Consider the following 18,735-nt stretch of genomic DNA (forward strand, 5'->3'; position numbering starts at 1 on the left):
CGCATGGCTCCCCCATGCCGGGTCCCCCCACATCCAGAGCCAGACGCCGCGCGGCGGCCGTCGCCACGGCCCTCCTCGCCCACGCCCTGATCTTCGCCGGCCTGTCGCTCACCCACGCCCTGCCTGAACCGCCGGACCTCCGTCCCATGGAGGTCCTGCTGGTCCCGCCGCCCTTCAGGCCGCAGCACGCCCCCCAGCCGCCCCGCCAGGCCGCCCAGGCCCCGTCCGACGCCCGAGCCAGCCCGTCCCCCGCGCCAAGGCCCCACGCCCCGCCCACGCCCCCTCAGGCCGCCCTGGGCGACTGGCGCGTCAAGCCCGAGCCCGGCGGCGCCCAGGAGCCCGCCCGCAAGTCACTCCGCGCCCTCATCGGCTGCGAGTCCAAGGACCTCCTGGCGCTCACGCCCCAGGAACGCCAGGCCTGCGCCGACAAACTCGCCGCCGGCGTCCGCGACGCCCCGCTCTATGCGGTGGTCAGCCCCAAGCTGAAGAAACAGTTCGACGGGGAATATGTCTGCCCGGAAGGCGACGTCTGGTGCGAATACCGCATGGGCAAAGCTCCGTTCCCCGGCCTCTTCGCCCCCCACGGCCGCCCGAAGAAATACCGGGAATGGGACTAGGCGCGCGACAGCCGCGGATCATAGGTCCACTTCCGGACCTTTCGCGCTGTCACCGCCGCCGCATCCGAATGCCGCGGGTTGATCAGCACATTCGCCTCCTCCGGCACGATCGCCGAGGGCAGGACCAGCAAGGCCGACGATCGCGCAGCGAGCCAGGCCGTCCCAAATTCAAGACTGGTCTGACTGGCCGGCATGGCGTCCCAACCGACGGGCAGGCTGGCGGCGCTTTCGACCCGCGCCGCCGCCCAGATGCTGTCGGGAACGGTGATCTCCACCAGATAGCGGTTCAACGGCAGGCCGCCGGCGTTCAGGTGAACCAGGGTCTCAAGACAGGCCAAGGCCCGGGACCCGGCCGCATAGGTGACCGGAACCCCTGGCAGGTTCCACCGCCCGCCGCTGATCTCCGCGCCCTTGCCGGACAGATCATCGGCCTGATAGCTCGGCGCATCGGTTCCGATCCGCCACAGGATCAAGCGAACGCCCCGCTCTGCATCTGAGCGAGGCTCCGCGACACCAGGGCCTGGCCCTCCATGGTGTCCAGCAAGTCGATCGGCTTCACGCCCCCCAGCGCCGGAAGCGGCTCGCTCAGCCAGCGGGACATCCAGGCCGCCGCGTCGAACCCCACAGGATCGCCGGACTCCTCCACGATCGCCTCCAGCTGGCCGATCAGCTTGGCGACGCCCAGCACCCGCTCGCTCTCATCCGTGGTCAGCCTCTCGCCCGCCTTGGCCTTCTTATTGACCGTCGCGACCGACAGGTTGAGCGCCCGGAACACGCCGGCCTGATTGAGGTCCAGCGCCTGCAGCAGCGCCTTGGCGTCCCGCGCCGGATACCCCGCCTTGATCCAGCCATGCCGCGCATGCGGCGTCGCCCGCCAGACCTCCAGACAGGACTGACCCACGCCATGGTTCAGGGGCACGGGCGGGTTCAGGATCGTCAGGGTCATGGCGAAATTGCTCCTCAGAGCAAATATAATGCGCCAACGAGCAATTGGAAAGGCCGCGAGATTGCCCCCCGCAAGAGGCAGGCCGTGCCCCGCGCCAGCGCAGGACGAAGGGACATGATACCTATTTCCCCGCACGGTATCAGCCCGGCCAAGTCGGGAAATAAGGTATCATGTCCCCGATTTCCCCAATTTCCGAACGCAAGGCGCTACCCGTTTGGAATTCGTGCGAGGGCAACATCAGTGTCAAATCATCTTGCGAAACGCGTGCCTTGCCCAATCTGTCGTGGCAGATTCGACGGCCTTTGCTCTCCACTTGGCACTGACGGCCTAACTCAATTTTTCGACTGCGAGTCGTGCGGCCGCTTTGGGGTAACTCGAGAAGCTGACGATGATATTCTGTCGACGCTCGACCCCAATTCCATAGAACGCGCAATCATCTCACATCGAATTCGCACAAACCAAGGGGGCCGGGGCCCAATTATTACCTTCGAAGCTCTCCGAGCAACTGCGGAGCTTAGATTGCCCAATCCTTCGCAACAGGTGACCAACTTACTTAGGTATATCGGAGATCGCGTACTCAAATCAGGCGAGCCAGTGTTACTCGACGAGGCGGCGGGACCGTGGATCGGATGCGCGTCGCATCAAGCTCTCACTCGCTTGATAGTGGCGGCGCAAGACAAGGGACTGGTCTCACCAGCTGGCACTGACAGCAGAACACGTGCGCACGGCGGCATAGTTACATCGACCTCATATGACCTCACCCTAGATGGCTGGGATCGGTACGAAGCAGAGCAAAAGGGGCTCACGCGCGGGTCCTATGGTTTTATGGCAATGAAATTCGGCGATCCCTCGCTCGACGAATTGTCACGAAGCGTCATCAAGCCGCGCGTACGGACTGATTTAGGATATGATCTTGTCGATCTTCGCGATGTCGCGCGCGCCGGGATCATCGACAATATCATGCGCGCTCAAATTCGCGATGCAGCATTTGTTATTGTAGATCTAACTCACGACAATTCAGGCGCTTACTGGGAAGCGGGCTATGCTGAGGGCCTTGGCAAGCCGGTCATATACATCTGCGAACGAAACAAGTTTGATTTGGCGAAAACCCATTTCGACACCAACCATTGCACCACTGTGATCTGGGACTTGGAGGACGATCTTGCCTTCGCAGATGGCCTGATCGCAACCATCCGTCGGTCGCTGAATCTATTCGCTAACAGCAACCCGAAATAGCTCAGCCGCTAGACTCTCTGTTAACTGTTGAGGTGGACGATCGATCTTGTCCTCGAATCTCAGATTGAGGTTTGAGTGTGGGAACTGGCAACATGTCAGACGTCCTCTCCCCTATTAGGTTCCGGACCCTGATCCGGATGGCCACGCGCCTCCTAACTGACGAAAGGTCGAACGAACCTGGGCGGACCCGGCTGTTCAATGGCGTGATTCTAAAAGCCTATTCGGGTTTCGAGGCGATGTTGCGCGAACAGCATCTTGCGCTAGCGCCTGTGCCGCACGCCCTCGGCGACATCGCACGCAACCTCCCTGACAGGGAGATCGATGCATGGGCCGCGACACATGAGCTCTGCAGCAAACTCCAAGCGATCGCAATTGAACGGGAAAGTGGCCGCGGCGAACGAGCCAGCCTCTACCAATTCTGCCTTGAGATTGACCGCGCCGGCTATCGGTTTGATGGCGACGGAACACTTCTAAATGGGGATGAGCGCCTAATATTGCGGTGCCTCATGACGCGCATCTGCACTTACTTTAGAGTGAACGATGAATACAGGCATCTTTTCATAAATATATTAAACTACACTCGAGGTAGGGTCGAAAGCTGGATCATGACAGGCAAGCTGGACCTGCGGTCGGTACTTAATGTGCGGCATGAAATCGAGCGCGGCCAAGAGAGAATGATCTCGGCGTGGACCGGAGTCTCCAGCGCCTTTGAACTACTGAAAATCTCCTTAGTGGACGACCTGAGGTTGAGCCTTCCTGCTCACGTCCGCCGAGAGTGGGAGGCGACGACGGCAATGCGGGCCGCCTGAGGCAATCACAGTTTGAGTTGAGAGGTCTAGGGAACGTAACTCTTCAGCAGCTGAAACGCCTAGCCACCACCACACTTCACGCCCCCGCCCCGTTCGTGTGGTTCGTGTGGTTCGTGGTCAAATTTCTTAGCGGCCTCGCAGCCCCCGCTGCCTACCCGGCAAGCTCCAGCGCCTAAACCCCCTACCCACACCGCCCCGCCGCCGCCCGGACCTCGGCGCTGTCCTTCGCCAGCCCCTGCAGGATCTGGCACCGCTGCTCATCCCCCTTCAGGCTCGGATCGGCCAGCAGGTCGCCCGCGATCCGCGCCGGGCTTTCGTGGTCGACGATCATCCGCACCCCGCCGCCGGCCGCGCTGTCGAACACCATCAGGTTGGTCGCGCCCGGCGCGGCCGACCAGGTCTTCCACTCCGGCAGCGTCCCATCCACGCCCCGCCCCGGCGCGCCGGTCGCGGCGAAATTGGCCCAGTAGCTCATCATCGTGTCCGACAGCGCGATCCGCCCCGGCGCATTGTCCTTGTTGAAGGCCAGGGGATCGAAGGCGCCCAACAGCTTGAAGTGGCCGAACACGAAGGGGATCTCCAGGCTGTGGCCGGCGCCCAGGAGCTGGCCCAGATCGGTCACCAGGATCTTGCCCTCCTCCTTCCAGTCGAAGCGATAGGTCCAGACCTGGGTCTGGCCGCCGGCGACCATGCGGGCGGCCGGCGTGTCCACGGCGTTGGAGCGCCACATGCGGCTCGGATAGAGCGAGGCCGCCTCATAGAAGGCCGGGTCGCGGGCGATCGGCAGCTTGCCGGCGACATAGGTCACGAACTTCGGATTGAGCGCGTTGAACAGCTTCATCTCGTCGTGATTGGTCCCGGTGATCACCGGCACGGCGTTGTAGTGGGCCGGGTTGTCCAGGCCGGAATCCAGCCCCGCGGCCGGGATCACCACCCCGTCGGCGATCAGGCGGAAGGGGTCGAGCTGGCGCGTCTCGGTCTTGTAGGCGTCGAAGATCGCGCTGACCGGCGCGGCGCGCAGGGCCTCCGCCGTCACCGGCTTGCCGTCGCCGACCAGCTTTCCGCCGATCTTCAGGCCCCCCTCCGGCCGGTCGCCGGTGTCGCCTTCGGCGAGCGCGAGGGGCTCGGACTTGAAGCCGCCGGACTGGACGATGGCGCGGTGGAACAGCCCCTTGGCGCGGGGGCTGGTCAGCAGGGTCGCGACGTTCTGGCCCCCGGCGCTCTCGCCGAAGATGGTCACCCGGCCGGTGTCGCCGCCGAAGGCCGCGCCATTGGCCTGGATCCACTCCAGCGCCCGGATCTGGTCCAGGGTTCCGAAATTGACCGAGGCGTCATCGGGCATGGCGCCGCCTTCGCGCAGGGCCGGATGGGCGAACCAGCCGAGCGCGCCGAGGCGGTACTGCACCACCACGACCACCACCTTGAACCGGGCGGCGAGCGCCGATCCGTCATACTGCTCGGCCCGGCCCCAGGTGTTGGAGCCGCCATGGATCCACATCATGATCGGCAGCTTCGCCTTGGCGGCCGCCTCGGCGCTCATCGGCGGGGCGTAGACGTCGAGATAGAGGCAGTCCTCCTGGCCGGCGATCTGGCCGAACTTCTCCTTGCCCACCCCGTCCAGGGCGCTCAGCTGCTGGGGGCACCAGGGGGCGGGCGTGGTGGAGACGCGGGTCGCCGTCCAGGGCTCGGCCGGCCGCGGCGCCCGCCAGCGGAGGGGCCCCACCGGCGGCTTGGCGAACGGAATGGCCCGCCAGGCCTGGGCGCCGGTCTCGGCGTCCACATAGCCCACCAGGGGTCCGTCCTTCAGCACCCGCGCCGTGGCGGCATCGGCGACGCGTTCCACGGCGGAGGCCTTGGCGGGCGGCTGCGCCAGGGCGGCGACCGCGCCCGCGGCCAGCACACATCCCGCGACCCATGAGACCAGGCGCTTCATGACATCCCCCCGTTGTTTGTTGCCTGGAGAGATAGGGGCTTTGGCCGCCCGCGTCGAACGGGAAACCCGGGATCTGCCGCGCGGCCGACATGTCGCAAGATTGGTCCACGAACCACACGAGCAGGCTGCGCACCCCTGATCCGGTCAGGCGCGCCAGAGTTGCTCCCCTCTTGGGGACCGTTGCAATAAGCCCCTCCCCCTTGCGGGGAGGGGTTGGGGTGGGGGTGCTAGCTGGGCGTAGGTAGGTTCGAAGGCTGAAATTCCGAAGTGAAGTCAAAGAGCTTCGGCGCTAACCCCCCTCACCCTACCCTCTCCCCGCAAGGGGGAGAGGGGCGCAAACCGGCAAGCGCGGAATTACGCAGCGGTCCCCAAGAGGGGAGCAACTTGGCCGCGCCCACGCCTCCGTTCGTGTGGTTCGTGTGGTTCGTGGACAAATCCTTCGCAGCCCGCCCCATTTCCCGCCCCCCGCCTTGCCCCGCCGCCTACGGTTGAGCCATGCTCAAGCTTGGTGGTTCGCGTAGCGGGGGCGGTCTGGCGTGGGTGGGGTTCGGCGGTTCTGGCGGCTGGTGGCCGCGATGGCGGCGCTGTTCGCGGCGCCCGGTCTGGCGCTCGCCGCGCCGCACCTGCCGGCCAAGCCCGAGGGCGCGCTGAAGGGCGTCTATGTCCCGGTCGAGACGCCGCCCAAGACCGCCGAGATCGTCAAGGTCGGCTTCTATCCGCAGTCGGTCTACCAGCTGGATATGGCCAGCAACACCTACTACGTCGACACCTATGTCTGGCTGCGCTGGACGGGCGCCATCGACCCGACCGGCACCATCGAATTCACCAACATGGGCGACGAATGGGGCAAGCAGCAGGAGGCGATCCTGCCCGAGCCCGAGACCCTGAAGGACGGCTCCAAGTACCAGATCTTCCGCATCGAGGGCCGCTTCGTGCAGCCCTTCTCGCTGGCCGACTATCCCCTGGACCGGCAGCATCTCTCGATCTTGGTCGAGGACACCACCAACAGCTCAGACGCGCTGGCCTATGTGATCGACCGGGCCGACAGCGGTATGGGCCGCACCCTGCAGGTGCCGGGCTGGAAGCTGAACGGCTGGACGGCCGAGACCTTCCGCCACGACTATGGCTCGGCGCTGGGCGAGGGCGGCGCGGCCACCGCCTATTCCGGCGCCCGGTTCAGCATCGACATCACCCGGCCCCTGAGCTTCTTCTACTGGAAGCTGCTGCTGCCCCTGTTCATCGTGCTGGTCGCCGCCCTGTCGGCCCTGATGATCGGCCCGCTGGAGCTGGAGGTGCGCACCGCCCTCCCGGCCGGGGCGCTGCTGACCGCCGTGTTCCTGCAGAAGAGCTATTCCGACGGCCTGCCTGACCTCGGCTATCTGATCCTGATGGATAAGATTTATCTGGTCGCCTACGCCCTGATCCTGCTCACCCTCATCCGGGTGATCGTCGCCAATCCCCGCGGCGCCGATGAGGCGCAGGCCATCGCGGTGCAGAAGGCCGACCGCCGCCTGCTGGCCGCCATGCTGGCCACCTTCGCCGCCTCCACCGCCCTGCTCATCGGCCTGAGGTGACGACTCCGATGGCGAGCTTGCAACAAACTAATATATTGTTTTAATTCATTATTTTATAATTCACGCCACGCCGAACTCAGTCGTCCATGTTGACGTCAAACGCCCGTCGAAACAGGTCGGCGATTTCGCCGGGGCCATGAGACAATGCCCCCAGGTCCTTCTCATCGTGAGGTCAGGCGCGCCTAGCCGCTGCGGGCGAACTGGCTGAACATCACCGCCGAGGCGACGGCCATGATCGCCACCGCCGCCCAGCCCACGGTCCGCTGCAGGGGGGTGGCGATGAACCCGCCCATGATCGTCCGGGCCGTGGCGACCAGCATGATCACCACCATCAGCGGGACGGCGATCACGCCATTCACGACCGCGCTCCAGAACAGGGCCTGGATCGGGTCGAGGGGCGAATAGCTCAGCGCCAGGCCGGCCAGGATCGCCACGGCGATGACGCCGTAGAACCCCTGGGCGTCGCTGAACCGCCGCTCCAGTCCCTCCTTCCAGCCCAGCGCCTCGGACAGCGCATAGGCCGCCGAGCCGGCCAGTGTGGGGATGGCCAGGAGGCCGGTGCCGATGATGCCCAGGGCGAACAGGGCGAAGGCGAAGTCGCCGGCGATGGGGCGCAGCGCATTGGCCGCCTGCCCCGCCGTCTGGATCTGGGTCACGCCGGCGGCGTGCAGGGTCACCGCCGTCGACAGGATGATGAAGAAGGCGATCAGGTTGGAGAAGGCCATGCCGACATAGGTGTCCCAGCCGATCCGCTGCAGGGCCGCCGGCGCCTCGGCGGGCGCCTGGGTCAGGGGGTGCTCGCCGGCCGGGGCGATGTCCTCGACCTCTTCCGAGGCCTGCCAGAAGAACAGGTAGGGGCTGATCGTGGTGCCGAACACCGCCACCACCAGGGTCGCCTCCTCGGCGGAGAACTTGAGCTTCGGCATGACGGTGGCGTGCAGCACCGCGAGCCAGGGAACATGGACGATGAAGGCCACGGCGACATAGGCGAACAGGGCGAGCGTCAGCCACTTCAGGAGCCGCACATAGCGGTGGTAGGGCACGAAGACCTGCAGAGCCAGGGTCACCAGGGCGAAGCCCGCCGTGTAGAGGTGCTGGTCCCCGCCGATCACCAGGGCGGCCGCCTCGCCCATCGAGGCGAGGTCTGCGGCGATGTTGAGGATGTTGGCGATCAGCAGCAGGCCGACCACCCCGACGACGATCCAGGGCGGGAAGACGCGCTGGATATTGGCCGCCAGGCCGCGACCGCTGACCCGTCCGATGCGGGCGCAGACCGACTGGAAGGCGGCCATGAAGGGATAGGTCAGGACCACGGTCCACAGCATCTGCAGGCCGAAGCCGGCCCCGGCCTGGGAATAGGTGGCGATGCCGCTGGGGTCGTCGTCCGCAGCCCCGGTGATCAGGCCGGGTCCGAGCGCTGTGAAGGGGTTGAAGCGGCGGGGGCGTCCGGTGCGGTCGGTCACAAAACCCTCTGGCAGGCGCGAGGAACCCAGTCGGCCGAACCCTTGCCCAGGGGCGCGGCGGATGTCGAGCGGCGAGCGCCTTTTTGACGCGAGCGTCAGATCATTGACCCGTCCGCGTTCGGAGCGCACTGTCGGGTCAGTGCCCAGCTTTGGCGGGCGCGGATAGGGCGCGCGCCGGCGGCCCTCAAGACCAGCCGGTCACGCCCTTTCGGGCGCCCGTCGCAGACTGGGACAGAGGCATCGACCTCCAATCAGAATGCGAGGGAACGTTATGCAGTCAGAGACCGGCCAAGAGGCCGAAGTCCATCATCATCGTAAGGGCCACCTTCTGGAGCGCTTCGAAGGCGCGACAGACTTGCTGGTGGTCGGGATCATCATCGCGCTTGGCGCCGCAATGCTGATTGGCCTGCTCACCGCCCAGGGCCACGTCACCTGGTAGGCGGCGCGTCCTCGTCAAGCCGGCGCGCCAGGACCAGATCGTCATAGACCTGCGCGCCCACCTGAAACTTGCGAACGCCCGCCCGGGCGAACCCCTGGCGGGCGTAGAAGTCCATGGCGAGCTGGTTCTCGCCATAGACCCCTAGCAGCAGGCGCCGGAAGCCCCCGGCGCGCGCCGCCTCGACCACCGCGCGCATCAACGCCGCCCCGGTCCCGCCGCCGTGAAACCGGTGCAGCAGATAGAGCCGCTTGAGCTCGACATCCCCCGGCTGGTCCGCGCCCGGCAGATCCGGCGGGCTCATCACCGCATAGCCGACCAGCGCCCCGCCCGGCGCCACCTCGGCCCCCCAGATCCGATAGGCCGGATCGGCCAGCCAGGCCGCGTAACGCGCCTCGCCATGCTCGTGGGCGCAATGCAGGGCGATGTCCCCCGCCGGCAGGCTGTCGGCGTAGCTCTGCAGGAAGGTCGCCTGGCCCACCAGGGCGAGGGCCGCGGCGTCGGCGGGGCCGCAGGGGCGGATCGTGATCGTCATGCCCCGGCTCTAGCACAGCCATGGCCGCTTTGAAGCTGGGCAAGGGCGGAGCTCTCGGCTAGGCGTGAAGCAAGCAGGTTATCAACGATAAGGGGAAACGACATGAGCGGACGGGTAGCGGGCAAGGTGGCCCTGATCACGGGCGGCGCGAGCGGTATCGGGCGCAGCAGCGCCGAGCGCCTGGCCGAGGAAGGCGCGATCATCGTGCTGACCGACGTGCAGGACGACAAGGGCGCCGAGGCCGTGGCGGCCATCCAGGCCAAGGGCGGCCAGGCCGAATATCATCACCACGACGTCACGGTCGAAGCCGACTGGATCGCCGTCGCCGCCGCGGTGAAGGCCCGGCATGGCCGGCTCGACATTCTGGTGAACAACGCCGGCGTCGCCTTTTCCGGCTCGGTGGTCGACATGCCGCTGGCCCAGTTCCAGCTGCAGAACGCCATCAATATCGACGGCGTGTTCCTGGGGGTGAAACACTCCCTGCCCGTCATGCGCCTGTCCGGCGACGGCGGCTCGATCATCAACATGTCCTCGGTGGCCGGCCTCAAGGGCTCGGCGATCCTGGCCGGCTATTGCGCCTCCAAGGGCGCGGTGCGGCTGTTCACCAAGTCGGTCGCGCTGGAATGCGCCAGCGTGAAAGACGGGGTGCGGGTGAACTCGGTTCATCCGGGCATCATCGAGACGCCGATCTGGGACACCATCGTCGGCACCGGCGAGCCTGGCGACAACGCCCGGCCCTCGCGACCGGCGACGCTGGACGCCATGACCGCCGAGGCCGTGCCGCTGGGCAAGAAGGGCTGGCCGGAGGACATCGCCAACGGCGTGCTGTGGCTGGCCTCCGAGGAAAGCCGCTATGTCACGGGGGCCGAGCTGGTCATCGACGGCGGCTTCTCGATCCGCTAACCGGGGGCCCATGACCGCCACGCTTCACGTGATCTTTGGCCCCTCGGGCGCCGGCAAGTCCACCTACGCCAAGACCCTGGCTCGCTCAGAGCCGGCGGTCCATTTCTCCATCGACGACTGGATGGCCCGGCTGTTTGCGCCGGACATGCCCGAGCCGGTGGAATTCGAGTGGATGATGGAGCGGGTCGAGCGCTGCGAGGCCAGATCTGGGCGACGCTGGCGGCGGTCATGGCGACCGGGGTTTCCACCGTGCTGGACCTCGGCCTGATGCGCCGGGCCGACCGCGCCCGGGTGGCCGAGATCGCCCAGGCGGTCGAACTGCCCTGCCAGTTCCACTTCGTCACCGCCCCGCCCCTGGTCCGAAGGGCCCGCGTGCTGGAGCGCCACCAGATCAGCGGCGACGGCTTCTCCCTGGCGGTCACGCCGCAGATGTTCGACTTCATGGAAGGCGTGTTCGAGGCGCCCGACGCCGCCGAACTGGCCGGCTGTGTGGTGTCGGAGAGCGACTAGCTCCAGCCGCCGGCGGTGAGCGCCTTCTCGAAGATCATCGCATAGCTGGCGATGTCGGCCGCGCGGTCCGTACCGTTGATGACATAGCGGGCCAGCACGTACTGGCCGTTGGTCGCCGTCTTGGCGTCTTCCGGGATGTAGCGGCCCAGCCCCTTGCCCGTGAACCAGCCGTTGCGCATGCCGCTGCACATGATCTTGGCCGCGTAGTCCAGCCGCAACGCCAGCTCCGGCACGGCGACCAGGTCGGCGCCCACCACCTGGCCCGCCTTCTTGTAGTTGTTCTTCCAGGTCAATTGGACATAGCCCCGGCCGCGATAGGCGATCCCGTCGCCGGGGGCGGTGTTGCCATTGGCCTTGGCGCGGGCCGGATCCAGGCCGGTGATGTCATAGCGTCGGCGGAAGTATTCGTCGCCGCCCCGCTCGGTGACGGGTTCCAGGGTGTGGCCGGTCTCGTGATAGGCGGTGGCGAGGCCATAGGCCGCCCAGGCCGTGGCCCAGTTGTCGCCGTCCAGGGCGGTGAGCAGGGCCTGCGCCCCGTCGACCTCGTCCTGGGATAGGGTCGCGCCGAGCAGCTGGGACTGCTTCAGAGCCGCGAAGAACGCCCCGGCATTGCTCAGTCCCATGTCGCGATCCCCCGTCTCGACGCCGCCTCGGCGCCCACGGGCCACTTCAACCCTCGCGCGAAACCACGGTCAAGCTGTTCAGCCCGCCGCCAGCAGGGTCGCGGCGCCGGCGGCGATGGTGGCGATGCCGATCAGCCGCCCGCGGGTCAGGCGCTCCTTGAGGAACACGACCGCAATGGCGACCCCGAACAGGATGGAAGTCTCGCGCAGGGCGGCCAGACGGGGCGTATCGCCCAGGCGATAGGCCCAGAGCGCCAGGCCGTAGGTCAGGAGCGAGAAGGCGCCCGCCGCCAAGCCCGCCTTCCATTCCGATCGGGCCGCCAGCAGGAAGCGCGGGCCGCGCCACAGGGCGAAGATCACCCCGATCACCAGGCCATCGACCATGTAGATCCAGACGATGTAGCTCGGCGCGCCGGGCGCGGCGCGCACCCCTTGCGCGTCCAGCACGGTGTAGAGGGCGATCGTCACTCCGGTCGCCGCGGCCCAGGCCAGCGCCTTGCGCGATACGTGCCGGCCCATGCCCACCGTCATCACCCCTGTGGAGACCAGGACGATGCCAACAGCGGTCGCCAGGCTGATCGGCTCGCGGAACACCCCCACCGCCACTGTGGCGGCGAGCGCCGGCGCGAGCCCCCGCGAAATCGGATAGGCCACCGAGAAGTCCGCAGTCTCGAAGGCCCGGATCAGGCAGAACAGATAGGCGAAATGCACGAAGCCCGAGGTCACCAGCCACAGCCAGGCGCCGGTCGGCAGGGGCACGATGAAGGCGAAGGGCAGGACGATCAGGGCCGAGAACCCGTCCATCAGGGCCCGGCTGGACATCTTGTCCTGGCCCGATTTCAGGATCGCGTTGACCACCGCGTGCGCGGCGCCGGACACGATGATCATGGCGGAGGCGGTCTGGACGGGAGTCATGGCGCGGCGCAGCTAATCCTGATTCCCTTGCCGTCCTTGCGGTCGGTGTGACCCACCCGCCACCCCCGGACGCAATCATGCTGCATTGCACCCCTTGAGTTTTGCGTGACGCGCCTCTATCCTTTCACCCCCCGGACGCCTGCGCCCGCGGCCGGAACACAATCCCAAGGGCGAACCTGAGTCACAATCTGCTATGGAAAAAGTCCCGATGACCGTCGGGGGCTACCAAGCCCTTGACGAGGACCTAAAGCGTTTGAAGACCATTGAACGGCCGGCGGTAATCGCCGCGATCGCCGAGGCGCGAGCCCACGGCGATCTGTCGGAAAATGCTGAATACCATGCCGCTAAGGAGCGCCAGGGCTGGATCGAAGGCCAAATCGCCGAGATCGAAGACAAGATGGCGCGCGCTCAGGTCATCGACGTATCCAAGCTTTCCGGCACTCAGGTGAAGTTCGGTGCGACCGTTTCCGTCGTCGACGAGGACACCGAGGAAGAAGCTCGGTACCAGATCGTCGGCGAACACGAGGCTGACGTGAAGTCGGGCCGGATCTCCATCTCGTCGCCCATCGCTCGCGCGATGATCGGCAAGGAGACCGGCGACGTTGTCGAGGTGAACACCCCCGGCGGCGTGAAGGCCTATGAGATCGCCAAAGTGGAGTGGGTCTAAGCTTCGCCTTAACCCAGCCCCAATGATCAACGAGAGGACGGCGGCGCGCGCGACCGGTGCGCCGCCGTCTCCTTGTCGCAACCACGGATCACGCGCTTGGCGAAGCCTCCCTCCCCGCCGCCGCTGACCATCTGGGCCGTCTCTGACGGACGGGCGGGCAATGCTGGCCCGGCCCTGGGCCTCGCCGAAGCCATCCAGCGCAAACGCAAGGCCGAGGTGGTGGTGAAGACCATCGCCTGGAAAGGCCGGATCGGCCGCCTGCCCTGGTTCCTCAATCCCCTGCCGCTGAAGGCGCTGACGCCGGAGAGCGAGATCGTCCCGCCCTGGCCGGATATCTGGATCGCCGCGGGCCGCGCCACCCTGCCCTTGTCCATGCGTCTGCGCGCCTGGTCCAAGAAGCAAAGCTTCGTGGTCCAGATCCAGGATCCGCGCATGCCGACCAGCCCCTTCGACCTGGTCGTCGCGCCCAAGCACGACCGGACCCAGGGCGAAAACGTCTTTCCCATCACCGGATCGCCGCATCGGGTCACCCCCAAGCGGCTGAAGGCGGACCTGGCCCGCTTCAAGGCGATCATCGATCCCCTGCCCCGGCCCCGCGTCGCGGTGCTGATCGGCGGCAAGTCCAAGGCGCACAATCTGTCGCCGGAGCGCGCGGCGGCCATGGCCTATGAGATCGAACAGGCCGTCACCGAGGCGGGCGGCTCGGTCATGGTGACCTTCTCGCGCCGCACCCCCGACAGCGCCCGCGCGATCCTGTCGTCGCGGCTCAAGCACATGCAGGGCTTCGTCTGGGACGGCGAAGGGCCCAATCCCTATTTCGCCTACCTGGCCGCGGCCGACTACATCCTGGTCACCGAGGACAGCGCCAACATGGCGACCGAGGCCGCCTCGACTGGCAAGCCCGTGTTCATCCTGAAGATGGACGGCGACAGCCTGAAGTTCCGCCTGTTCCACGAAGACCTGGAGCGCCTGGGCGCCGCCCGTCCGTTCGGCGGCGCGCTGCACAAGTGGAAGTACAAGGCGCTGAACGAGACCGACCGGGCCGCCGACGAGGTGCTGCGCCGGCTCGACGAAAGACAGACCGCATGAGCGTCGAGATCCGCATCGGAACATCCGCCGACCTGGCGGCCATCATCGCCATCGATCCGGCCATGGGGATCGCCGAGCGCCGGCACGACTATCTGTCCAAGGCCCTGGCCGGCTTTGGCGGCAGCTCGGTCAAGGTGCTGGTCCTCGACGGCCAGATCGCGGGCTTCGCGATCATGAGCGAGTTCTTCGGCCATCCGTTCCTGGAACGCATCACCACCGCCGAGAACCGCCGCCGCGCCGGCGTCGCTTCCGCCCTGATGACCCACATCGAGATGGGCATCGATGACGACCGCATGTTCGTCTCGACCAACGAGTCCAACGAGGTGATGCGCACCTTGCTGGCGGCGCGGAACTACAAGGTCTCCGGCGTGGTGGAGAACCTCGATCCCGGCGATCCGGAGCTGTTCTTCGTGATCTTCAAGACCGATATCGACGCGGCCATCGAGGCTGCGCGCTAAGACCGCCTTTGCAGGCGGCGTCTTTAAGCCTTTTGTACTCGCGTGATGATTCCCTCCGGTCCCCGCATCCTGTTCATCGCCAACGCCGGCCCCGAGGTCGGCGGCGGCCATGTCATGCGGTCGATCACCCTGGCCAGGGCGCTCGCCGCCCGCGGCGCGATCTGCACCATGGCCGCCTCGCCGGCCGTCGCCGTGATCCTCGATCAGTTCGCGCCGGAGCTGGCCCGCGAGGAGGCGACCTCGCTCAATCCCGACGATCTGGCCGACGCCCTGACCGGGGTGGATTTCGAGGCTGTCGTCTTCGATCACTACGGCCTGGACCGCGACGACCATCGGGCGCTGGCCCACGGTCGCCCGGCCCTGGTGCTGGACGATCTGGCGGACCGGCCGCTCGGCGGCGACATGATCGTGGACTCCGGTCCCGCCCGCTCGCCCACCGATTACGCCCTGCTGGTCGAGGACGATGTCCGCCTGTTGCTGGGTCCCGCCTATGCGCCGGTGCGTCCCGAATTCGCCGACCTGCGCGACGCCGCCCTGGCGCGGCGGGGCGGGCCCGTGCGCCGGGTGCTGCTGGCGCTGGGCCTGACCGATCCGGGCGGGCTCACCACCCGTATCGTCGACCGGCTTCGTCTGCGCCTGGGGGACCTGGCGCTCGACGTGGTGATCGGCGGCTCGGCGCCCGGCCAGAAGGCCCTGCTGAGGGTCGCGGCCCATGATCCGCGCCTGACCATCCATGTCGATACCCCGCACATGGGCCAGCTGATCGCCGAGGCCGACATCGGCATCGGCGCGGCGGGCTCGACCACCTGGGAGCGCTGCGTGCTCGGCCTGCCCCAGGCCATACTGATCGTGGCCGAGAACCAGCGTCCCGCCGCCCAGGCCCTGGCCGAGCGCGGCGCGGCCCTGGTGATCGACGCCGGCGCGGACGGCCTGGACCAGGCCATCGACCGGGTGGTGGTGCGCCTGCTGACCGACGCCGCCCTGCGCAGCCGCCTGACCGCGGCGTCGGCCACGGTCTGCGACGGGCGCGGCGCGGCCCGCACCGCCGAGGCGTTCCTCGGCCTGATCGCCGAGCGCGGCGCTCCGCCGCAGCCGCGAGACCCCCTGAATTTGGGCGATTAACGGTCCTTTCGCACCCCAGGGCGCAGCTTGAGCGTCAAAGAAGCGTCAGGGCGTCGAATGCGCCCAAGAAAAGGTCCAATGGGTCCGCATAGCCTTACGGGGGGCGCGAAAGCCTCCAAGGTCCGTATCATCGGCGGAGGCCTGACCGGCCTGCTCGCCGCCTTCCAGGCCCACGAGATGGGCGTCCGCGACATCACGCTGCACGACCGGTTCGACCAGCTGGGCGGCCACGCCCTGCCCCGCCAGGATCATGGCCTGGAAATCCGCGAATGCGACCTCGCCTTCGGCTCCGCCGGCGACAGCGCCCGACGGCTGCTGGAATCCCATGGCGTGGCCTTCGAGGACGTCGAGAGCCGCACGGGCTCGGTCACCGCCGCCGGCGACGACCTGCAGTTCACCAAGGACTTCGGCGGTCCTGCCCTGCGCACCCGCGCCCTGGATCTCGGGCCGGTGCTGGGCGACAGCCTGGCCGACCGGATCCGCGCCTATCCCCACGACATCGCCCAGCCCCTGGCCAGGTTCTGCCAATGGCGGCTCGGCGCCTGGCTGGACGAGGTTCACGCCGACACCGCCCGGGCGCTCGGCATGCACCGGGTGTTCCCGCTCGGTCCCGAGGTCGTCGAGATCGCCGCCGCCAAGCGGGCCGATGCGCGCCAGGACAGCCTCTATGGCCTGCCCGCCCCTCTGTGGGGCCGGCTGCAGAGCCTGAGCGCCGGCGTGCCCAAGGACGGCCTCGCCCCCTTCTTCATGCGCATCCGCCAGGCGCTCGGCCGCCTGGGCGTGCGGATCGTGACGCCGTCTTTCGTGGCTCCGCACGCGGCCCTGGAGGGACGCGAGACGGACGAGGTGATGGTCTGGGCGGCCGATCCGCGCCCCTTGTTCAAGCCCATGGGGCTCGAGGCGCCCAAGCCCGAGGCCCACAGCCTCGTCACCTACGTCCTCAAGGTTCGCTACGCCGGCCCGACCCCGCTGGAGGTGCGCAACTTCACCGCCCAGGGCGCGGTCACCCGCCTGCGGCTCTATGAGACCCGCGGCCAGGTGCTGCTGGCCGCCGAGTGCCTCACCGAGGTGCGGGGCTGTGACCTGACCCGCGAGATCCACCGCCTGATGGCCGGCTTCCACGGCGCCTCCCTGCAGCTGGGCGAGACCCTGGCCGTTCGCATGGAGCCGCGATGGGACATCCTGTCGACGGACACGGCCAAGGCTCTGGTCCGCCTGCGCGCGGCCCTGGCCCGCGCCCAGGGCGGCGGCTTCATCGCCCCGCTGTGGGAGGTTCCGGACATCACGGCGCGGCACGAGGCCCTGACCCTGGCCCTGACCGACGCCCTGCAGGCCGCGCCCCCGGCCGCCGTGGCCGCCTAAATCCTCGGGCCGAGGTCGGGATCGGTACGCGACCGCCGTCCTTGAGGCGAGCGCCGGCGGCTCGGCGCGTTTGCGGAGGCGATGTGGTGAAGGCCGGCCCGACGACCATTGACGACTATCTGGCGGCCCTGCCGCCCGACCAGCGCGCGGCCTTGCAGCGCCTGCGCGAACAGATCCACGCCGCCGCGCCGGGCGCGGAGGAGTGCATCAGCTACGGCATGCCGGGCTTCCGCAAGCATGGGGTGCTGGTCTGGATGGGCGCTGCGCGTCGCCACTGCGCCTTCTATCCCCACGGCCTGACCGAAGCCCAGCTCGCCGAACTCACCGCCTATGACACCAGCAAGGGCACGATCCGCTTCCAGCCGGACAAGCCCCTGCCCGAGGCCCTGGTGCGCGCCATCGTCGAACGGCGGGTGCGGGAAGACGCTGAAAGGGCGGCGGCGGCCAAGGCCAGGCGGGCGAAGCCCCGCTAGCCGACCATGTTCCAGGCGAGCGGCTCGCCGCGCTTCAGGTCGCGGGCCGCGGGTCTTCCCAGCACCTCGTCCAGATGGACCGGGGCCAGGCCGTCGCCCGGCCGGATGGAGCGGATGTTGGCGCGGCTCAGCGGCTCGCCCGCCTTCACGTCGGCGCTGACATAGAGCGAGCGGCGGAACTGTCGGTTGGCCTTTTCCGAGCCGAGCAGGTCGTAATGCGCCCGGCCGAGCGCGGTCCAGGCGTCCTTGCAGTCGCGGACCAGGGCTTTGAACTCCGGCGGCTCCAGGCTGAAGGCGGCGTCCGGTCCGCCGTCGGCGCGGGCCAGGGTGAAGTGCTTCTCGACCACGCTGGCGCCCAGCGCGATCGCCGCCACCGAGGCGGCCGTGCCGTGGGTATGATCGGAAAGGCCGATCGGGCAGTCGAACCGCGCGGCCATGTCGACCACGGTGCGGACATTGGCGTCCTCCAGGGCGGCCGGATAGCTCGACACGCAGTGCAGCAGCACCACGCCCGCCGCGCCGGCGGCGAGCGCCGCGTCACGGGCCGCCGCGATCTCGGCCAGGTTGGCCATGCCGGTGGAGATGATCAGCGGCTTGCCCTTGGCCGCCGCATAGCGGATCAGCGGGATATCGATCGCCTCGAACGACGCGATCTTGAAGGCCGGGGCGCCCAGGCTGTCCAAGAGGTCGATCGCCGTCTCGTCGAAGGGGCTGGAGAAGATCGTCACGCCCCGGGCCTTGGCGCGCTCGAAGATCGCCGCATGCCATTCGAAGGGGGTCTGGGCCTCCTGGTACAGCTCATAGAGGCTGCGCCCGTCCCACAGCCCGCCGTGGATTTTGAACTCCGGGCGGTCGACGTCCATGGTGATGGTGTCGGCGGTGTAGGTCTGGATCTTGATGGCGTCGCAGCCGGTGTCGGCCGCGGCGTCGACCATGGCGAGCGCCCGGTCCAGGCTGCCGTTGTGGTTCCCGGACAGCTCACAGATCACATAGGGCTCATGCCCCGCCCCGATCCGGCGGCCGGCGATCTGGATTTCGGGAAGCCCGGTCATGGCTGGAACCTA

At 67.7% G+C, this 18,735-nt stretch carries 20 protein-coding genes and 1 pseudogene; 13 read left to right on the top strand and 8 right to left on the bottom strand.

The annotated features are described in order from the left end of the window. Positions 1-14 precede the first annotated feature (14 nt). Positions 15-617, top strand: coding sequence for a hypothetical protein (locus MQH10_RS08120; RefSeq protein ID WP_242563562.1), 603 nt, complete (start codon positions 15-17; stop codon positions 615-617). On the opposite strand, the gene MQH10_RS08125 is transcribed toward MQH10_RS08120, so the two are convergent. Further along, positions 614-1,090 carry an RES family NAD+ phosphorylase gene (locus MQH10_RS08125; protein ID WP_242563563.1) on the bottom strand — a complete coding sequence of 159 codons (477 nt, stop codon included), beginning with the start codon at positions 1,088-1,090 and terminating at the stop codon, positions 614-616. The genes MQH10_RS08120 and MQH10_RS08125 overlap by 4 nt on opposite strands. Next, positions 1,087-1,563 carry a type II RES/Xre toxin-antitoxin system antitoxin gene (gene parS / locus MQH10_RS08130; RefSeq protein WP_242563564.1) on the bottom strand — a complete coding sequence of 159 codons (477 nt, stop codon included), beginning with the start codon at positions 1,561-1,563 and terminating at the stop codon, positions 1,087-1,089. Before parS ends, MQH10_RS08125 begins: the two co-directional genes overlap by 4 nt. Before the next feature lie 594 nt (positions 1,564-2,157). Between parS and MQH10_RS08135 the strand changes: the two genes are divergently transcribed. Both MQH10_RS08135 and MQH10_RS08140 read left to right on the top strand, forming a co-directional pair. Next, positions 2,158-2,799: a nucleoside 2-deoxyribosyltransferase gene (locus MQH10_RS08135; protein WP_242563565.1), complete on the top strand. Its 642-nt coding sequence runs from the start codon at positions 2,158-2,160 to the stop codon at positions 2,797-2,799. Positions 2,800-2,891: 92 nt separating this feature from the next. Then, positions 2,892-3,608, top strand: a complete 717-nt coding sequence (locus MQH10_RS08140) for a hypothetical protein (protein ID WP_242563566.1) — start codon at positions 2,892-2,894, stop codon at positions 3,606-3,608. 181 nt (positions 3,609-3,789) lie between these two features. On the opposite strand, the gene MQH10_RS08145 is transcribed toward MQH10_RS08140, so the two are convergent. Beyond that, the gene (locus MQH10_RS08145) at positions 3,790-5,541 is read right to left on the bottom strand and encodes a carboxylesterase/lipase family protein (RefSeq protein ID WP_242563567.1); all 1,752 of its coding nucleotides are present in this window, start codon (positions 5,539-5,541) and stop codon (positions 3,790-3,792) included. A gap of 536 nt (positions 5,542-6,077) precedes the next feature. On the opposite strand from MQH10_RS08145, the gene MQH10_RS08150 reads away from it, so the two are divergent. Next, the gene (locus tag MQH10_RS08150; RefSeq protein WP_242563568.1) at positions 6,078-7,115 is read left to right on the top strand and encodes a ligand-gated ion channel; all 1,038 of its coding nucleotides are present in this window, start codon (positions 6,078-6,080) and stop codon (positions 7,113-7,115) included. A gap of 182 nt (positions 7,116-7,297) precedes the next feature. On the opposite strand, the gene MQH10_RS08155 is transcribed toward MQH10_RS08150, so the two are convergent. Beyond that, positions 7,298-8,578 (bottom strand): NRAMP family divalent metal transporter, encoded by a 1,281-nt coding sequence (locus tag MQH10_RS08155; RefSeq protein ID WP_242563569.1) that lies wholly within the window; start codon positions 8,576-8,578, stop codon positions 7,298-7,300. Positions 8,579-8,849: 271 nt separating this feature from the next. Between MQH10_RS08155 and MQH10_RS08160 the strand changes: the two genes are divergently transcribed. Then, on the top strand, positions 8,850-9,017 hold the full coding sequence (locus MQH10_RS08160) for a hypothetical protein (RefSeq protein WP_242563570.1): 168 nt from the start codon (positions 8,850-8,852) through the stop codon (positions 9,015-9,017). Here the strand turns inward: MQH10_RS08160 and MQH10_RS08165 are convergent. Next, a complete protein-coding gene (locus tag MQH10_RS08165; protein WP_242563571.1) occupies positions 9,007-9,549 on the bottom strand; it encodes a GNAT family N-acetyltransferase in 543 nt (180 codons plus the stop codon). The two genes, MQH10_RS08160 and MQH10_RS08165, sit on opposite strands and share 11 nt — an antisense overlap. Positions 9,550-9,651: 102 nt before the next feature. Between MQH10_RS08165 and MQH10_RS08170 the strand changes: the two genes are divergently transcribed. Next, entirely contained in the window at positions 9,652-10,452 is an 801-nt protein-coding gene (locus tag MQH10_RS08170) for an SDR family NAD(P)-dependent oxidoreductase (RefSeq protein ID WP_242563572.1), read from the top strand. A gap of 10 nt (positions 10,453-10,462) precedes the next feature. Next, a pseudogene (locus MQH10_RS26760) lies at positions 10,463-10,962 on the top strand (P-loop nucleotide/nucleoside kinase family protein). Here MQH10_RS26760 and MQH10_RS08185 read toward each other — a convergent pair. Both MQH10_RS08185 and MQH10_RS08190 read right to left on the bottom strand, forming a co-directional pair. Further along, positions 10,959-11,585 (bottom strand): glycoside hydrolase family 19 protein, encoded by a 627-nt coding sequence (locus MQH10_RS08185; RefSeq protein ID WP_242563575.1) that lies wholly within the window; start codon positions 11,583-11,585, stop codon positions 10,959-10,961. The pseudogene MQH10_RS26760 and the gene MQH10_RS08185 sit on opposite strands and share 4 nt — an antisense overlap. A gap of 78 nt (positions 11,586-11,663) precedes the next feature. Further along, positions 11,664-12,500: a DMT family transporter gene (locus tag MQH10_RS08190; protein WP_242563576.1), complete on the bottom strand. Its 837-nt coding sequence runs from the start codon at positions 12,498-12,500 to the stop codon at positions 11,664-11,666. A gap of 193 nt (positions 12,501-12,693) precedes the next feature. On the opposite strand from MQH10_RS08190, the gene greA reads away from it, so the two are divergent. The 6 genes from greA to MQH10_RS08220 all read left to right on the top strand — a co-directional run bounded on the left by greA (position 12,694) and on the right by MQH10_RS08220 (position 17,671). Further along, entirely contained in the window at positions 12,694-13,167 is a 474-nt protein-coding gene (gene greA, locus MQH10_RS08195) for a transcription elongation factor GreA (protein ID WP_242563577.1), read from the top strand. Between the two features lie 87 nt (positions 13,168-13,254). Further along, entirely contained in the window at positions 13,255-14,256 is a 1,002-nt protein-coding gene (locus tag MQH10_RS08200; RefSeq protein ID WP_242563615.1) for a mitochondrial fission ELM1 family protein, read from the top strand. After that, positions 14,253-14,714: a GNAT family N-acetyltransferase gene (locus MQH10_RS08205; protein WP_242563578.1), complete on the top strand. Its 462-nt coding sequence runs from the start codon at positions 14,253-14,255 to the stop codon at positions 14,712-14,714. Before MQH10_RS08200 ends, MQH10_RS08205 begins: the two co-directional genes overlap by 4 nt. A 45-nt stretch (positions 14,715-14,759) precedes the next feature. Beyond that, on the top strand, positions 14,760-15,836 hold the full coding sequence (pseG, locus tag MQH10_RS08210; protein WP_242563616.1) for a UDP-2,4-diacetamido-2,4,6-trideoxy-beta-L-altropyranose hydrolase: 1,077 nt from the start codon (positions 14,760-14,762) through the stop codon (positions 15,834-15,836). A 78-nt stretch (positions 15,837-15,914) separates the two neighbouring features. Then, a complete protein-coding gene (locus tag MQH10_RS08215; RefSeq protein ID WP_242563579.1) occupies positions 15,915-17,198 on the top strand; it encodes an NAD(P)-binding protein in 1,284 nt (427 codons plus the stop codon). An 86-nt stretch (positions 17,199-17,284) separates the two neighbouring features. After that, positions 17,285-17,671 (top strand): iron chaperone, encoded by a 387-nt coding sequence (locus MQH10_RS08220; RefSeq protein WP_242563580.1) that lies wholly within the window; start codon positions 17,285-17,287, stop codon positions 17,669-17,671. Here the strand turns inward: MQH10_RS08220 and pseI are convergent. Continuing rightward, on the bottom strand, positions 17,668-18,723 hold the full coding sequence (pseI, locus tag MQH10_RS08225) for a pseudaminic acid synthase (protein WP_242563581.1): 1,056 nt from the start codon (positions 18,721-18,723) through the stop codon (positions 17,668-17,670). The genes MQH10_RS08220 and pseI overlap by 4 nt on opposite strands. Positions 18,724-18,735: the final 12 nt, after the last annotated feature.

The organism is Phenylobacterium aquaticum (genome assembly GCF_022695515.1).
Classification (GTDB): domain Bacteria; phylum Pseudomonadota; class Alphaproteobacteria; order Caulobacterales; family Caulobacteraceae; genus Phenylobacterium; species Phenylobacterium aquaticum.

What these genes read in the sequence shown, in the direction of transcription:
- MQH10_RS08120 (WP_242563562.1), top strand. Translation starts at nt 15, where the DNA reads ATGCCGGGTCCCCCCACATCCAGAGCCAGACGCCGCGCGGCGGCCGTC.
- parS (WP_242563564.1), bottom strand. Translation starts at nt 1,563, where the DNA reads ATGACCCTGACGATCCTGAACCCGCCCGTGCCCCTGAACCATGGCGTG.
- MQH10_RS08140 (WP_242563566.1), top strand. Translation starts at nt 2,892, where the DNA reads ATGTCAGACGTCCTCTCCCCTATTAGGTTCCGGACCCTGATCCGGATG.
- MQH10_RS08145 (WP_242563567.1), bottom strand. Translation starts at nt 5,541, where the DNA reads ATGAAGCGCCTGGTCTCATGGGTCGCGGGATGTGTGCTGGCCGCGGGC.
- MQH10_RS08160 (WP_242563570.1), top strand. Translation starts at nt 8,850, where the DNA reads ATGCAGTCAGAGACCGGCCAAGAGGCCGAAGTCCATCATCATCGTAAG.
- MQH10_RS08165 (WP_242563571.1), bottom strand. Translation starts at nt 9,549, where the DNA reads ATGACGATCACGATCCGCCCCTGCGGCCCCGCCGACGCCGCGGCCCTC.
- MQH10_RS08170 (WP_242563572.1), top strand. Translation starts at nt 9,652, where the DNA reads ATGAGCGGACGGGTAGCGGGCAAGGTGGCCCTGATCACGGGCGGCGCG.
- MQH10_RS08185 (WP_242563575.1), bottom strand. Translation starts at nt 11,585, where the DNA reads ATGGGACTGAGCAATGCCGGGGCGTTCTTCGCGGCTCTGAAGCAGTCC.
- MQH10_RS08190 (WP_242563576.1), bottom strand. Translation starts at nt 12,500, where the DNA reads ATGACTCCCGTCCAGACCGCCTCCGCCATGATCATCGTGTCCGGCGCC.
- greA (WP_242563577.1), top strand. Translation starts at nt 12,694, where the DNA reads ATGGAAAAAGTCCCGATGACCGTCGGGGGCTACCAAGCCCTTGACGAG.
- MQH10_RS08205 (WP_242563578.1), top strand. Translation starts at nt 14,253, where the DNA reads ATGAGCGTCGAGATCCGCATCGGAACATCCGCCGACCTGGCGGCCATC.
- pseG (WP_242563616.1), top strand. Translation starts at nt 14,760, where the DNA reads ATGATTCCCTCCGGTCCCCGCATCCTGTTCATCGCCAACGCCGGCCCC.
- MQH10_RS08215 (WP_242563579.1), top strand. Translation starts at nt 15,915, where the DNA reads ATGGGTCCGCATAGCCTTACGGGGGGCGCGAAAGCCTCCAAGGTCCGT.
- pseI (WP_242563581.1), bottom strand. Translation starts at nt 18,723, where the DNA reads ATGACCGGGCTTCCCGAAATCCAGATCGCCGGCCGCCGGATCGGGGCG.